Genomic DNA, 14,652 nt, shown 5'->3' on the forward strand with positions numbered 1-14,652 from the left:
CGGCCCTTCCGGCGGTCAGGCCACCGGGTCCTCGGTGCGCACGAACCCGTGGCTGCGCTCCACCTTCGCCACGTGCAGCGTGTAGTTCCGGTACCACGCGGCCCGCCCCCGCCGCTGGGCCTCGCGGTGCTCGGCGTTGCTCCGCCACTGGGTGAGGGCGTCGGCGTCGCGGAAGTACCCGACGGTGATGCCCAGACCACCGGGAGTCTGCGCGTGGTCCATCCCCAGGTAGCCGGGGATGTCCTTCACCAGTTCTTCCATGCGCGCGTTGGTCTCGCGGTAGCCGCTTTGCTCCTGGGTCCGCACGGTCGTGAACACCGCCACGTAGTAGGGAGGTTCGAAGGCCGGGACAGGAACTGCCGAGTGATCGCTCACGGCGTCACCGTAGGGCGCGGGACCCCGGCGATCCAGCGCATTTCCCGGTGAGGTGTCAGGCGCGGGTCAGCACCAGCCCGACCGCCTCGGTGAGCGTCGCGGGCCGGTGCACCGACGCCGGCAGCTCCAGACCGTGCCAGCCGGGGCCCGCGACCGCGACCACCGCACCCGACAGCGACTCGAGCGCGGCGAACGGCACCTGCCGCGCGAGGTCGGCTCGGTGCGCCCAGACCAGCAGGACGACGGGACGCAACCGGGTCACCGCGTCGCACAGCGCGTCGGCGGGCACGCGCGCGCCGAGGCTGCGCCACAGGCGGTCCTCTTCGGACAGCGCCGCGCCCAGCGCCTCCAGCGCCAGCACGTGCTGCTCATCGGGCGCACACGACAGCAATGCGGCGAGCGGACCGGGCCTGGCCGACCGCGGGACCTCGCGCAGCGCGTGCAGCACGCTCGCACTGGCCAGGTGCTCGACCTCCACGCCCTGACCGCGCTCGGCGACCTGGTCTCCGAGCTCCACCAGGGACGGCACGAACACCGCCTCCCACGCCGAGACGACGCCGTGGGCCGTGATCAGCTTCGCCGCGAGGTCGAGCATCAGGGGTTCGTCGAGGCGCCGTGCCGCGGCGAGGAAGCCGCGTTGCGCCGCGCGGGCCTCCTCGCCGCCCAGGGGTGCGCGCGACCTGGCCAGCCGGGCCGCCGCCTCCCGGCGGGCCAGGACCGCGGCGGAGGCCGGCGCCACGCCCTGACCGGTCAGGGCGACCATGCGGCGCAGCACCTCGACATCCGCCTCCTCGTAACGGCGGTGGCCGCCCTCGGTGCGGATGGAGGGACCCAGCCCGTAGCGCTGGTCCCAGGTTCTCAGCGTGGTCGGGGCGATGCCGAGCATTCCCGCCACCGCACGCGGTGTGTACGTCACGACCTGCGCGCGCGTTTCGCGAGCATCGCCCTCAACTCGCTTTCGCCGAGTCCGCCCCAGATGCCGAAGGTCTCGTGCACCTCCAGCGCGTGTGAGCGGCACTTTTCCATGACGGGGCAGCGCTGGCAGATGGCCTTCGCCGCGGCCTCGCGCCGGTCGCGCGCGGCACCCCGTTCGTTGGGCTTGTGGAAGAAGTAGGCGCTGTCCATGCCTCGGCACAGACCAGCGAGCTGCCAGTCCCACGACTCCGTGACCGGTTGAGGAAGACGGGACAATTCGGGCATGGCGCACGTCCTCTGCTGGGTCGACCTCGATGATGGACTCTCATCGTAAAATCGACTCAGAATCGACGCAACTCGACGCGCTCAGTCTGGGAAGCGACCTGCCCGCCGCAGCGCGTAGCGGCGTTCGGCATAAGCGAGGTCGTCGCGCCACAGCCGTGCCGCCGCCCAGCGCATGACCGGTCGCAACGCCCCGGCCGCGGGCTTGGCCAGCGCGAACCCGCGGCGGTCGGAATGCGCGATGGTCGCCTCCACCACGGCGGTGCGCCCGCCCCTGATCGGTGTCGCGTGCGTCTCGACGACGCTGCCCTCACCCTCTCCCTCGACGATGTGCATCACGACCGTGCGCGGCTCCGGGCAGCTGAACGCGGCGACCACCGGCACGCCCACCCGTCCGGCGAGCCGGAAGGTGACCTCGACCAGGAAGCGGTCCTCGGCCTCGGTCGGCGTTTCCAGCACATGCAGGTTGGCGAACGAGTAGGGGTGGAACCACGCGCCGTGCCACGGGTCGAGCCTGTTGGCGACCACGTCCTCGGGGTCGCAACGACCGATGAGCGTGGCCACCGCGTCGATCGCCCCCGCCGGAGGCCGCTCCGGCAGCACCGGCGCGGGCAGCGGCTCCTCGCCTCCCGCTTGGTCCAGCCGCACCCACACGAGCACACCGTCGTCGTGCGCGGGGTAGGGCGTCCACGCGCCGAACCGGGTGCCGTCGAGCGCGAGACCGTGCCAGCGGCAGATGAGCTTGCCCTCGGCCACCGCGCCGTCGCACAGCGGGGCGCCGAGGTGCGGGCACGAGCCGGAGCCCGCCATGAGCACACCGTGCGGCCCGCGCCAGAGCACGACCTCCTGCCCCGCGATGGTGCGTCCGCACGGCTTGCCCTTCACGACGTCCCTGCTCGCGCCCGCGACGAACCAGTTGCCGGACGGACGGGCGGTGGCGCGCTTGAGCGCCGCCTCGATCAGCGCCGGCTTCGCGTCCTGCCAGGTCGGCCGCTGCTCCCGCCAGGGCGGGCTCGAGTAGATCCGCAACGGGATCCGGTCGCGCATCGGAGTCCTCTTCTCAGGCCGCACGGGCGAACACCGCCCTGGCCAGCGCCGGCAGTGCGACCGCGAGCCGCCTGCCGTTGGACACGACGACACGGCGGGAAAGCACATCGCAGTCCGCGTCCTCGACGAGGTCGAGAATGCGTCCGTACAGCCGATAGGCCGTCAGCACACACGGCCGCGAACGCGGCGCGAGCATTCCGATACCCGGCCACGCCCGTGCATACACCTCGCGCGTGCGGCGCACCTGGTCGCGCAGGGCGGCTCGGATCTGCCGGTCCGCCCGGCCTTCCGCGCGGGCGTGCAGCAGGCGTTCCCGGTCGACGCCGAACTCGGCGAGCTCGTCCGCGGGCAGGTACACCCGGCCGCGGTCGAGGTCCTCGCCGACGTCGCGGATGAAGTTGGTGAGCTGGAAGGCGACGCCCAGCGCGGCGGCGGCTGGCTCGGCCTCCTGCCTCGGCACGCTGGTGCCGAGCACCGGCAGCACCTGCAGGCCGATGACCGCCGCGGACCCGTGGACGTACCGTTCGAGATCGCCGTAGGTGGGGTAGTCGGTGACGGTGAGGTCCATCCGCATCGAAGTCATGAAGTCCCGGAAGTGCTGAACCGGGATGTCGTAGCGGTGCACGGTGTCGATCAGCGCCGCCAGCACCGGGTCTTCCGCCGTCCGGTCCGCCAGCGCGGCCTGGACGCGGTCGTCGATCGCGCCCAGCGCGGCGGCCTTGTCCTCAGGTCCACTGTGGACGTCGTCGACCACGTCGTCCACCCACCGGGCGAACCCGTACAGCGCGTGCACCGCGGGGCGTTGCTCGGCGCTGAGCAACCTCGTCGCCAGGTAGTAGGTGCGGCCGTGCTGTGCGTTGAGGGCACGGCAACGGCGGTACGCCTCGCGCAGCGCCGGTGCGGTCACACCGGCGGCGTCCAGTTCGCGCTCAGCCGACATCGGTCGTCCTTTCAGGGAGGAAGTTCCCCCACGCTAGGGCGGCGAGTTGCCCTTCGCACAACGGCGGTGCTCATCATGCGAATCCCGTGCCGCGCTGTTTAGCTCAACCCACCGAACTCCGACCTACTCCCGGGGGAATGCCGATGTCGTTGCTGACCAGCGTGGACGCCCGCCCGTCGCGGGTGGACGACTTCCGCGTCCTCCTCGACGAGGCGCTGCACGACTTCCTGCGCGCGAGGCAGGACCTCGCGCCCGAGCTCTCGGCGCCGTTGCGCGACCTCGTCCTGGCCGGTGGCAAGAGGATCAGGCCCACGTTCGCGTGGTGGGGCTGGCGCGCGGCGGGCGGCGCGGCGCGGGCCGACGCCGTGGTGCGGGCCGTGGTGGCGCTGGAGATGCTGCAATGCTGCGCCCTGGTGCACGACGACGTGATGGACCGTTCGGCGACCAGGAGGGGCAGGCCCTCCGTGCACGAGTCGTTCGCGGCTCGGCACCGGCACCGGCGGTGGGCGGCGAGCGCGCGCCAGTACGGCGACTCGGCGGCGATCCTGGTCGGCGACCTCGCCCTGGCCTGGGCGGACGACGCGCTGGTGACCGCGGGGCTGCCCGCCGAGGCGCTGATGCGGGCCTGGGGACCGTGGCAGGCGATGCGCACTGAGATGATCACGGGCCAGCACCTGGACCTGCTGGCGGTCGCGCGGCGGGAGGAGTCGCTGGAGCACGCCGTGCGCGTGGCCGCGCTGAAGACCGCCGCCTACACCGTCGAACGGCCGCTGCACCTCGGGGCGGCGCTCGCGGGCGCCGACGAGGAGACCGTGGAGTGCCTGCGCGCCTACGGCCACGACATCGGGGTGGCCTTCCAGCTCCGGGACGACCTGATCGGGGTGTTCGGCGACTCCTCGGTCACCGGCAAGCCGGTGGGGGAAGATCTGCGGGAAGGCAAGCGGACGCCGTTGATGTCGATCGCCCTGTCGCGCGCGCAGGGCGACCCGGCGGCCCAGCGGCTGCTCCGGCGCTGCCTGGAGAGCGGGTCCGTCAGCGACCGGACGGTCGAGGACGTGCGCGCGTTGCTGGTGGAGCTCGGGGCGGTGGCCGCTGTGGAGGAGCACATCCAGGTGCTGGCGGGCTCCGGGCTGGCGGCGCTGGAGCGCGCGACGATCGACGACGAGGCGCGGCACGAGCTGGTGCGCCTCGCGCGCCGGGCCGTGACGCGCACGACCTGAGCAAGGGGACAGCAGTGGTGCACGTGGTGAAAGGCCGTACCGATCGCGTGGTCGTGGTCGGCGCGGGGCTCTCGGGGTTGTCGGCGGCGCTGCACCTGCGCGGCGCGGGTCACGAGGTGACCGTTCTCGAACGGCAGCCCCACCCCGGCGGGCTCGCGGGCCGCCTCGACCTCGACGGGCATCGGATCGACACCGGCCCGACGGTGCTCACCATGCCCGAGCTGCTCGACGACGCGTTCGCGGCCGTGGGCCAGCGGCGCGAGGACCACCTCGAGCTGCTCCCGCTGCACCCCGCCTACCGCGCGACGTTCGCCGACGGCACCGCACTGGACGTGCACACCGACGCGAACCGCATGGAGCAGGCGGTGCACGAGTTCGCGGGCGCCAGGGAGGCGCAGGGCTACCGCGACCTGCGGGCGTGGCTCTCGCGGCTCTACGAGGTCGAGCGGGACAGGTTCATCGGGGCGAGCTTCGACTCGCCGCTGGGCCTGGTGGGCCCCGACCTGCTCACGCTCACGCGGCTCGGCGGGTTCGGCTCGCTCGCCAAGGCCGTCGGGAGGTTCCTGCACGACGAACGCCTGCGGCGGGTCTTCACCTTCCAGTCGCTCTACGCCGGTGTCGCACCGCGCGACGCCCTCGCCGCCTACGCCGTCATCGCCTACATGGACACCGTGGCCGGGGTGTGGTTCCCGCGCGGTGGCATGCGCGCGGTGCCCCAGGCGCTCGCCGACGCCGCGTCCGCCGCCGGGGTGCGGTTCCACTACGGCGTGGAGGTCGAGGAGCTGGAACGCACCGGTCACCGGGTGACGGCCGTGCGCACGGCCGACGACCGGATCACGTGCGATGCCGTCGTCCTCGCCACCGGGCCCGCGCAGAGCACCCGGCTGCTGCGCGGCGAGCCGCGCAGGGTCCTGCCGCTGCGCTGGTCGCCGTCCGCGGTGGTCGTGCACCTCAGCGCCGGGCGGGTGGTGGACGACCTCGCGCACCACACGATCTCGTTCGGCGAGAAGTGGGACGGGACCTTCGACGAGATCATCCGCAGGGGCGAGCTGATGAGCGATCCGTCGCTGCTGCTCACCACGCCGTCGCTGACCGACCCCGCGCTGGCGCCGGAGGGCAGGCACCTGCAGTACCTGCTCGCGCCCTGCCCCAACCTGGACGCCGCCCCGCTGCGCTGGGACGCGCTGGCCCGGCGCTACGCCGAGGAGCTCGTGGAGGAGATGTCGGCGCGCAAGCTGCTCGTCGACGCCGAGCCGCTCGCCGTGGTGACGCCCGACGACTGGGCGCGGGACGGCCAACCCGCGGGCACCCCGTTCTCCGCCGCCCACACGTTCGCGCAGACCGGCCCGTTCCGGCCGCGCAACCTGCCGTTCCGCGACGGCAACGTCGTGCTGGCGGGCAGCGGCACCACGCCCGGCGTCGGGATCCCGCCGGTGCTGATCTCCGGCCGGCTCGCCGCTGAACGGCTCCGGCGGTGAACGACCTGCCCCGATCCGGTGAATCACCGTGACAGTTGGGCTCCCGCGCCGTCCTGACTGATGTCGTGCACCAGTCGTGAGGAGTCTCCGTTGACCAGCTGCACCGGCCCTGTCGTCCACCTGCGCGCGCCGATGTCCGACGACGAGCGGGTGTCGCTCGTGGAGCGGACGGCGCTGTGCCACCCGGCCGTGCGGGGCGTGCGGTGCGAGATCTCGTTCTCCGGTGAAGTCCACGCCGAGGTCGTCGTGTGGCGCGGTGCCGGGCACGACCGGGCGGTCCGCGACCTCGCCGCGGCGCTCGGCGCCGTGCTCGGTGGCGTGCCGGTGCGGCTGTCGGTGGCGGCGGTCGCCTACCGCCGCCGCGGGACCGTCCTGCTGTCGATGAGCGGTGCCGGGCCCGCGGTGTGACGCGGGCCCGGCGGCCTCAGCCCCTGGCGTTGACGTGCAGCGCCAGCGCGGTCCCCGCCCCGAGCGTGGCGGTGAACCTGCCGGAGGAGTCGACGGTCACGCGGACGCAGCCGTTCTCCTGGACGTTGCAGTAGGTGCCGGCGGGCAGCGCGGTCTGGAACGTGCGGGTGACGGCGAACGTCTCGCGGTTGATCGCGACGTACCCCTTGGTGCCGCGGCCGAACGCGATGGTGTCGTAGCCGTTGTCCCACCAGTTGTTCACGTCGGTGCCGGCCACGGTGTTGCGGAACGCCACCATGTTCGCGATCTGCGTCCACGCGTGCTGGCACTTCCAGCCGGTGTAGCAGGCGGAGCCGCCGGGCGGGCCCGCGTCCTTGTCGGTGAACTCGTAACCGGAGTACACCTGGGGCGCGCCGTAGTTCCAGGCGAGCATGAACACGTTCGCGAGCGTGTAGGTGGAATTGTCCTTGTAGGACAGGGTGGAGCCGTTGCGCTCGGTGTCCCAGTTGTCCACGAAGGACCTCGCCTGGCCGCTGGGCAGGAAGCCCCACGACTGGCCGAACGTGCGCAGGTACGCGAGGTTCTCCTGCTGGAAGATCCGCTTGAGGTCGTAGGCGTAGCGGAACTCGTCCACGTCTCCGGACCCGGTGTACTCGCCGGGCTGCACCGCCTCGCCGGCGCCGTGGATCACCTCGTGCACCCAGAACACGCCGGGGTTGGTCAGCTTGCCCTTGATGGCGGCGAGGTCGGCCGCGGCGATGTGCTTGGCCGCGTCGATGCGGAAGCCGTCCACGCCCATCGCGATGAGCCGGTTGAGGTACCCGGCGATCGCGCCCCGCACGTACTCGCTGCCGGTGTCCAGATCGGACAGACCGACCAGCTCGCAGTTCTGGACGTTGAAGCGGTCCTGGTAGTTGCTGATCGGCGATCGGCAGGAGTGGAAGTCCCAGTCGCTGTACACGCCGGGGTAGCTGTACTTGGAGTAGCCGGTCCCGCCGGTGCCGGTGCCGGATCCCGCGCTCATGTGGTTGATCACCGCGTCGGCGATCACCTTGACGCCGGCGTTGTGGCACGTCGTGATCATGTTCCGGAACGCGGTCTCGTCGCCGAGGCGCCCGGCGACGCGGTAGCTGACGGGCTGGTAGCTGGTCCACCACTGAGGACCTTGGACGTGCTCGGTGGCGGGGGAGACCTCCACGTACCCGTAGCCCTTGGGGCCCAGGACGTTGGTGCACTCCGACGCCACACGGGCGAACGGCCATTGGAACAGGGTGGCGGTGACGTCCTTGGTGCCGGGCGGTGCTGCAAAACTTTGCACAGGTGTGCAGAGCGTCAGGGCCAGCACGGCCGTGAGAAGGACGCGTAGAGCTGAGGAAACCACGTTGTCTCCTTGCCGCAGGGGTTCTCCACCGGTCGTACCAGGCGGTGGTGCGGGCCGGGAAGGGCTGCAAGAACTTTCGCGCGGAATTCGTCCGTGGAGCGCACGGCCCAGCGGGTGTGGTCCGAAGGGCCGCCGGGCGGACCCGCTACCGGTCCTCGGCGGCGGTGGTGGCGGCCGCGATGAGCGCGATCAGCTGCCGCCGGAAGTGCTCGTAGTCGTCGACCGCGCCCAGCAGCGCGTCGGACTCGCGCTCCTCGCGGCGGGCGGCGGCTAGGGCGCGGCGGCCGGCCGGGGTGATCTTCACCGACGTCCTCCTGCGGTCCTTCGCGTCCTGGCTGCGCACGACGTGGCCGCCGCGGCCGAGGTGCTCGATCGTGCGGCTCATGGTCTGGTCGGTGACCCGGCACAGCAGGGCCAGCTCGCGCTGCGAGCGCGGCCCGTCCGCGAGGTGGTGCAGAGTGATCATGCCCGCGTGGGTGAGGCCGCGGCTCGCCAGGAAGTCCTCGAAGCGCTTCTCCACGACGCGGGCCGCGACCGACAGGAGCCTGCCGGTCGGCCACGACGCGACGTCCGCGCCCACCTGGTCGGGGCGGTGCGCCACCGCCAGCTCGTCTCCCTCGGCCACGGCCCCATCATCTCAGGGCCGGGCCCGATCACCCCACGTCGGTCCCGAACGGCATGCCGGTCACCGGGGTGCCGCCCGCCAGCGCCGCGGCGATGGCCGCGGCGGCGGGCGGGTAGGCGAGCTCGCCGAGACCGCCCAGCGGAGCGTTCGACGGCACGATCGTGACGTCGACGTCCGGGGTCTGGCCGATCCGCGCCCACCGGTAGTCGCCGAACGAGGACTCCGCGACCCGTCCTTCCCGGACGGTGATCTGCGCACCGAGCACAGTGGACAGCGCGTCCACCACGCAGCCCTCCACCTGCGCGCGGACACCGGACGGGTGCAGCGCCACGCCGACGTCGACGGCGGCGTGCACGCGCAGCACCTCGCGCGACCGCGGGTCGGCGACGGCGATCACCGCGATGGCGGAGCCGTACTCCTCCAGGCAGGCGACGCCCCGGCTCGTGCCGGGCTCCTGCCTGCTCCAGCGGGCCTTCTCCGCGACGGCGTCGAGCACCCGGTGCAGCCGCGAGCCCGCGGGCAGCAGCGCCCGGCGCAGCGCGACCTGGTCGAGTCCCGACCGCGCGGCCAGCTCGCTGAGGAAGTTCTCCTCCGCGTAGAGGAACTGCCCGGAGTACACGGACCGCCAGAACCCGGTGCGCAGCGGCGCGGGCCGCACGATGACCGAGACCTCACCGGGCACGGTGTAGGGGAAGTGGTCGCCGCTGGCCTTGATCAGCGCCGGGTTGGCGAACAGGGGCAGCACCGTCAGCGGCCACGTGACGACCTCGTGCGTCCGCCGGACGGGCACGCCGTCCGCACCGATCTCGGCGGTCAGCCGGTGCACGGACATCGGCCGGTAGGAGTCGTTGCGCATGTCGTCGGCGCGGGTCCACAGCACCGACACCGGCATCCCGGTCCGCCGCGAACAAGCCACCGCCTCCAGCACCGGGTCGGGCTCGACACGCCGCCCGAACGCGCCACCGGACGCCGTGGCCTCCACCCGCACGGACGCGACGGGCACGCCGAGCTGACGGGCCAGCATGGTCCGCAGCCCGCCGGGGTCCTGCGTCGGCGCCCACACCGTCACGCCGTCCGGGCGGACGTGCGCGCTGGCGTTCATCGGCTCCATCGGCGCGTGCGCGAGCAACGGCATCCGGTACACCCGCTGCACCCCGTCGATCGGGCTCCGGGTGGGCAGTGCCGCTTCGAGATCGGCGAGCCAGGCGCGGCTGTCCGCGGCCGGCGTGCCGCCGGTCCAGGTGATCCGCAGCGCGTCCCGCCCGCGCAACGCCTGGTGGGTCGACCGCGCGGCCACCGCCACGCCGCCCTGCCCCTCACCCGGTGCGGTGAGCGGGAAGACGTCCACGACACCGGGCAGCGCGCGGGCGGCGGTGTCGTCGACGGCCTGCGCCACCGCGCCGAGCCACGGCGGCCGGGCCACGACCGCGACGAGCCCGCCGTCCGGCCGCGAGTCGATGCCGTACCGGGTGCGCCCGGTGACGATGTCGCGCGCGTCGACCCGTCCGCCGCGGGTCTTGCCGAGCAGCCGCCACTTCTCCGGCGGCGTCAGCTCCACGGGCACGGTGGCCGGATCGAGCGCCGCCGCCGCACCGACGAGCACCCGGTAGGGCAGCCGGCCCCGCCGCGGGTGGCACACCGCCCCGTCCTTCGCGGCGCACTCGGCGACCGGCACGCCCCACCGCTGTGCCGCCGCGGTGACCAGCAGACACCGCGCGGTCGCGGCGGCGGTGCGGATGGGCGTGGCGAGCTGCCGGACCGAGGACGAGTTGCTGATGGTCTGCGGGCCGAACCGTTCGGTGTCGCCCGGCGCCTGCTCCAGCGTGACGTCACCGGTCTCGACGGCCAGCTCCTCGGCGACCATCAGCGCGACCACCGTGCGCACGCCTTGGCCGGTGTCGGGACGTGGGACGGTCGCGGTGATGCGACCCGCGTCGTCCAGGCGCACGAAGACGTTCGGGACCAGGCCCCCGGCGGCGGAGGCGGGGACCGGGACGGCCACGAGCAGGGCACCGGCCCCGGTGGCTCGCAGCAGCGTGCGGCGGCTGATCATCGTGCCTCCCGGACGGTCCTGCCCGCGCCGGCGAGCCGCGCGCGGACCTCGGGTGCGGACTCGGCAGTGGTGGGTGCGTCGGCTTTCGACGCGGGTTCGCCGGCGGCGGGTGTGAGGGCGGACGCGGTCACGGCCTGGGCGGCGGCGCGTTCAGCGGGCAGAGGTGGTGTGTTGGGCGCGTTTTCCGCGTGGTGCGGTGTGTTGTGGAGCGGCGCGTCGGCTATCGACGCGGGTTCGTCGGCTGCGGGTGTGAGGGTGGACGCGATCATGGCCTGTGCGGCGGCGCGCTCAGCGGGCAGAGGTGTTCGTGAGCGGATCCTCGTGTGCCCCGCAACGCGCAGCGGCACGTGCACCTCCGCGGTGACCGAAAACCGGCAACCGCATCGACGCCCTTGCCGCACAACGGCCCCAGCGCGTCCCGTCACCGTTCGTCCCGCATGATCCGGCTGGCGCGCCGCACGGCGGCGCGGATGCGCGGGTAGGTCCCGCAGCGGCACACGTTGTCGCGCAACGCTTCCTCGATCGACTCGTCGGAGGGGTCCGGGTCGCGGGCGAGCAGCGCCGCCGCGGCCATGACCTGACCGGGCTGGCAGTAGCCGCACTGCGCCACGTCGAGCTCGCGCCACGCCCGTTGCACCGGGTGGTTCCCGTCGCGCGACAAGCCCTCGATCGTCGTGATCCGCGCCCGCGTGCTGTCGGCGGTCGTGGTCACGCAGGGGCGCGCCGCCGCACCGTCCACATGGGACGTGCAGGCGCCGCACAGGCCGACGCCGCAGCCGTACTTGGCGCCGGTCAGGCCCAGCTCGTCGCGCAGCACCCAGAGCAGGGGAGTGTCGCCCTCGACGTCGACCTCGTGTCGTTCACCGTTGACGCGCAACGAATATCGGGCCACTGGGGTCCTCCCGGGTTGTCCAGTTCGCTGAACGTAGCGGTGCGGGGAGCCGGTGGGCAAGGTTTTGTTCAGCGCGCTGAACATCTGCATAATGCTCAGCGTGCTGAACGAATCGCGGACGCGGCTGGGTGTGCTCGGGTGGGGCGTGGTGGCGAGTGCGCTGCTCACGGGCCTGGTGTGGCTGCTCGGCCAACGGCTGCACGGCGTCGCGCTGCTGCCCGACCAGGGAGCGTCCTGGTACTACTGGCAGCTACCGGACCCGACCTTCTGGAGCAGGGCGTCCGCCTGGACGGGCTACGCGGCGCACCAGCTCGTGTCGTGGGGCCTGATCCACTACGCGCAGACCCGCGTCCGGCGCTACACCACCGGCCTGCACCGGCTGAACGTCGTGGCCCTCGCCGCGAACGCCGGGTTCATCGGTCTGCACGCGGTGCAGACGCAGCTCTTCTACGACGGTCTGGCGCAGGACGTCTCGATCTTCAGCTCGCAGGGCTCCGTCGTGCTGCTGCTCGTGGCGGTCCTGCTGATGGAGAACCGCCGCCGCGGCCTCGTGCTCACGTGGTCGGCGCCGATCTCGGAGCAGGTCGTCGGGTTCGTGCGGCGCTACCACGGCTACCTGTTCAGCTGGGCCGCGATCTACACGTTCTGGTACCACCCGATGGAGTCGACCAGCGGGCACCTCATCGGCTTCTTCTACATGTTCCTGCTGCTGGTGCAGAGCAGCCTGATGTTCACCACCGCGCACACGAACCGCTGGTGGACGCTGACGCTCGAACTGCTCGTCGCGGTGCACGGCACGCTCGTCGCGGTGATGAACTCCGGTCCGGACGGGGTGTGGCCGATGTTCCTGTTCGGGTTCGTCGCGATCTTCGTGCTCACCCAGATGCACGGCGTCGGGCTCGGCGCGGCGGCGAGGTGGTGGATCGGCGGCGCGTTCGTGGTGGCGGCGCTCGGCGTCTACTCCTGGCGCGGGTTCGGCCGGATCGACGAGGTGGTGCGCATCCCGCTGATCGAGTACCTGCTGGTGGGGGTGCTCGCCCTGCTGATCTGGGCCGGTGTCCGGCTGGCCGCGCTGGTCCGGTCGTGACCTGGCTGCGGCGCGCGGCCGCGGCGGCCTGCGTCGTCGTCCCGCTCGTGCTGCTCGTCGCCGGGTGGGGGGCGATCACCAGCGGACATCCCGCGCACCCCGTGCTGCTCGGCGTGGTCGTCGCGGCGGGGGCCGGTCTCGCGTTCTGGCGGCGGACGTGGCCCGTGGTGGCGTTCACCGCCGTCCTGCTCGCGCCGGTGGTCTACCTCCAGCCGTTCGCCGCGACCGTGGTGGGGGACGACGAGACGGTGCTGCGGCCGGACGGCCCGGTGCGCGCCGGGCTGGTGTTCCGCCCCGGTGCCCGCGTGGACCACCGCGCCTACCTGCCGCTGCTGCGCCGCGTGGCCGCGCAGGGGTTCCTCGTGGTCGTGGTGGAGGAGCCGTTGCACATCGCCCTGCTGGGCGGGGACACGGCCGGTCTGCGCGCCCGGCACCCCGAGGTGCCGGTGTGGGCGGTCGGCGGGCACTCGCTGGGGGGTGTCGCCGCGGCACGGGACGCGCTCGCGGACACGTCGGTGCGCGGCTTGGTGCTGTGGGCGTCCTACCCGGTCGACGACCTGTCCGGCCGGAACGGGCTCACCGCGTGGTCGATCCACGGCGGGCAAGACGGGTTCACCACACCGGCCGACATCGCGGAGTCACGCGCGCTGCTGCCGGCGGGCACCAGGTTCCGCCTGGTCCCGGGCGCCGTGCACGCGTTCTTCGGCGACTACGGGGACCAACCGGGTGACGGGACGCCGAGCACGTCCCGCGCAGAGGCGCAGGAGGAGATCGTCGCGCACACCGTCGCGGCACTGGTCAGCGCGTCCGGTCCGCCGGCCGCTCGTCCCGCCCCGCTCCGGCCCGCCGCGCCCGCAGCGAACCGGGGTGAGCCTTCGCCGACGGGTCGCGCTTGGTCTTGACGAGGCTGGCCACCGTCACGACCAGCAGCACCACGGCGATGACGACGAGGCTGAGCAGCGTCGGGATCTCCGGGACGCGCTTGTCGACGTCCTCGTGCGCCCACTGCAGGATCAGCTTCGCCCCGATGAAGGCGAGGATCAGCGCCAGCCCGGTGGACAGGTACACCAGCCGGTCCAGCAGGCCTTGCACGAGGAAGAACAACGCGCGCAAGCCGAGCAGCGCGAAGGCGTTGGCGGCGAAGACGACGTAGGGCTGGGCGGTGATGCCGAAGACCGCCGGGATGGAGTCGAGCGCGAACAGCAGGTCGATGGTGCCGATCGCCACCAGCACCAGGAACAGGGGCGTGACCATCCGCTTGCCGTCCCGGCGGATGAACAGGTCGCCCCCGGCGTACTCGTCGGTCAGCGGCAGGACCCGGCGCGAGGTCTTGACCACGACGTTGTGCTCGATGTCGGGGTCTTCGTCGCGATGGCGGTAGAGCTGCACCGCCGTGTAGATCAGCAGCAGGCCGAACAGCAGGAACACGAACGAGAACAGCGACAGCAGGGTGGCGCCCAGCGCGATGAAGATCGCCCGCATGACCAGCGCCAGCACGATCCCGAAGGTGAGCACCTTGTGCCGGTGCTCGTCCGGCACCGCGAACGTCGTCATGATGATCACGAAGACGAACAGGTTGTCGACCGAGAGGCTCTTCTCGACCAGGTAGCCCACGAAGTACTCGGTGCCCGGTCCGCTGCCGTAGTGCAGCGTGAACCAGACGCCGAAACCGACGGCGACCGCCACGTAGAACACCGACCACGCGGTGGCCTCGCCGAACCCGACGTGGTGCGGGCGCCTGGCCGCCACGACCAGGTCCACCGCGAGCAGCAGCACGACGACGCCGACCGTCACCGCCCAGGTGAGGACGCTGATGTCGAGCTGGTCGGCGCTCATGGGCCGGCCGCCCGGACCCGTCGGCGTCGTGGGTTCACATGACCTCCCGGTGCCTCGGACGTCCGGGTTCCCGTTCCCGGGGTGCGGCGAACCTGCCGAGGCCTGTGGCACTC

General features: G+C 72.6%; 15 protein-coding genes. 5 read left to right on the forward strand and 10 right to left on the reverse strand.

The window, feature by feature from the left end:
• Positions 1–15: 15 nt before the first annotated feature.
• The 5 genes from BMW88_RS16130 to BMW88_RS16150 form a co-directional block, all read right to left on the reverse strand.
• Entirely contained in the window at positions 16–375 is a 360-nt protein-coding gene (locus BMW88_RS16130) for an antibiotic biosynthesis monooxygenase family protein (RefSeq protein WP_177221127.1), read from the reverse strand.
• A gap of 55 nt (positions 376–430) precedes the next feature.
• A complete protein-coding gene (locus BMW88_RS16135) occupies positions 431–1,291 on the reverse strand; it encodes a MerR family transcriptional regulator (RefSeq protein ID WP_089951525.1) in 861 nt (286 codons plus the stop codon).
• Positions 1,288–1,575 carry a WhiB family transcriptional regulator gene (locus tag BMW88_RS16140; RefSeq protein WP_089951526.1) on the reverse strand — a complete coding sequence of 96 codons (288 nt, stop codon included), beginning with the start codon at positions 1,573–1,575 and terminating at the stop codon, positions 1,288–1,290. Before BMW88_RS16140 ends, BMW88_RS16135 begins: the two co-directional genes overlap by 4 nt.
• A gap of 81 nt (positions 1,576–1,656) precedes the next feature.
• A complete protein-coding gene (locus tag BMW88_RS16145) occupies positions 1,657–2,619 on the reverse strand; it encodes a Rieske (2Fe-2S) protein (protein ID WP_089951527.1) in 963 nt (320 codons plus the stop codon).
• A 13-nt stretch (positions 2,620–2,632) separates the two neighbouring features.
• Positions 2,633–3,559 (reverse strand): phytoene/squalene synthase family protein, encoded by a 927-nt coding sequence (locus BMW88_RS16150; RefSeq protein WP_089951528.1) that lies wholly within the window; start codon positions 3,557–3,559, stop codon positions 2,633–2,635.
• A gap of 143 nt (positions 3,560–3,702) precedes the next feature.
• On the opposite strand from BMW88_RS16150, the gene BMW88_RS16155 reads away from it, so the two are divergent.
• From BMW88_RS16155 to BMW88_RS16165, 3 genes are all read left to right on the forward strand, one after another.
• Positions 3,703–4,779 (forward strand): polyprenyl synthetase family protein, encoded by a 1,077-nt coding sequence (locus tag BMW88_RS16155; protein WP_089951529.1) that lies wholly within the window; start codon positions 3,703–3,705, stop codon positions 4,777–4,779.
• Positions 4,780–4,796: 17 nt separating this feature from the next.
• Positions 4,797–6,257: a phytoene desaturase family protein gene (crtI, locus tag BMW88_RS16160; RefSeq protein ID WP_177221128.1), complete on the forward strand. Its 1,461-nt coding sequence runs from the start codon at positions 4,797–4,799 to the stop codon at positions 6,255–6,257.
• A gap of 90 nt (positions 6,258–6,347) precedes the next feature.
• Complete coding sequence (locus tag BMW88_RS16165) at positions 6,348–6,665, forward strand: hypothetical protein (protein WP_089951531.1); 318 nt, start codon at positions 6,348–6,350, stop codon at positions 6,663–6,665.
• A 16-nt stretch (positions 6,666–6,681) separates the two neighbouring features.
• Here the strand turns inward: BMW88_RS16165 and BMW88_RS16170 are convergent, their stop codons facing one another.
• The 4 genes from BMW88_RS16170 to BMW88_RS16190 form a co-directional block, all read right to left on the reverse strand.
• Positions 6,682–7,983, reverse strand: a complete 1,302-nt coding sequence (locus tag BMW88_RS16170) for an alpha-amylase (RefSeq protein ID WP_245777822.1) — start codon at positions 7,981–7,983, stop codon at positions 6,682–6,684.
• Between the two features lie 208 nt (positions 7,984–8,191).
• Positions 8,192–8,671, reverse strand: coding sequence for a MarR family winged helix-turn-helix transcriptional regulator (locus BMW88_RS16175; protein WP_245777823.1), 480 nt, complete (start codon positions 8,669–8,671; stop codon positions 8,192–8,194).
• Positions 8,672–8,699: 28 nt separating this feature from the next.
• On the reverse strand, positions 8,700–10,724 hold the full coding sequence (locus tag BMW88_RS16180; protein ID WP_089951533.1) for a xanthine dehydrogenase family protein molybdopterin-binding subunit: 2,025 nt from the start codon (positions 10,722–10,724) through the stop codon (positions 8,700–8,702).
• 421 nt (positions 10,725–11,145) lie between these two features.
• On the reverse strand, positions 11,146–11,616 hold the full coding sequence (locus BMW88_RS16190; protein WP_245777824.1) for a (2Fe-2S)-binding protein: 471 nt from the start codon (positions 11,614–11,616) through the stop codon (positions 11,146–11,148).
• Positions 11,617–11,716: 100 nt separating this feature from the next.
• On the opposite strand from BMW88_RS16190, the gene BMW88_RS16195 reads away from it, so the two are divergent.
• Positions 11,717–12,703, forward strand: coding sequence for a hypothetical protein (locus tag BMW88_RS16195; protein WP_218148081.1), 987 nt, complete (start codon positions 11,717–11,719; stop codon positions 12,701–12,703).
• The gene (locus BMW88_RS16200) at positions 12,700–13,605 is read left to right on the forward strand and encodes an alpha/beta hydrolase (protein WP_177221129.1); all 906 of its coding nucleotides are present in this window, start codon (positions 12,700–12,702) and stop codon (positions 13,603–13,605) included. Before BMW88_RS16195 ends, BMW88_RS16200 begins: the two co-directional genes overlap by 4 nt.
• Here the strand turns inward: BMW88_RS16200 and BMW88_RS16205 are convergent.
• Positions 13,502–14,539, reverse strand: coding sequence for a TerC/Alx family metal homeostasis membrane protein (locus BMW88_RS16205; protein ID WP_089951537.1), 1,038 nt, complete (start codon positions 14,537–14,539; stop codon positions 13,502–13,504). The genes BMW88_RS16200 and BMW88_RS16205 overlap by 104 nt on opposite strands.
• Between the last annotated feature and the right edge of the window lie 113 nt (positions 14,540–14,652).

The organism is Lentzea xinjiangensis (assembly GCF_900110955.1).
GTDB lineage: Bacteria > Actinomycetota > Actinomycetes > Mycobacteriales > Pseudonocardiaceae > Lentzea > Lentzea xinjiangensis.

Excerpts from the sequence above, each read along its gene's own strand:
- BMW88_RS16150 (WP_089951528.1), bottom strand. The coding sequence starts at position 3,559 with ATGTCGGCTGAGCGCGAACTGGACGCCGCCGGTGTGACCGCACCGGCG.
- BMW88_RS16180 (WP_089951533.1), bottom strand. The coding sequence starts at position 10,724 with ATGATCAGCCGCCGCACGCTGCTGCGAGCCACCGGGGCCGGTGCCCTG.
- BMW88_RS16140 (WP_089951526.1), bottom strand. The coding sequence starts at position 1,575 with ATGCCCGAATTGTCCCGTCTTCCTCAACCGGTCACGGAGTCGTGGGAC.
- BMW88_RS16205 (WP_089951537.1), bottom strand. The coding sequence starts at position 14,539 with ATGAGCGCCGACCAGCTCGACATCAGCGTCCTCACCTGGGCGGTGACG.
- BMW88_RS16155 (WP_089951529.1), top strand. The coding sequence starts at position 3,703 with ATGTCGTTGCTGACCAGCGTGGACGCCCGCCCGTCGCGGGTGGACGAC.
- BMW88_RS16145 (WP_089951527.1), bottom strand. The coding sequence starts at position 2,619 with ATGCGCGACCGGATCCCGTTGCGGATCTACTCGAGCCCGCCCTGGCGG.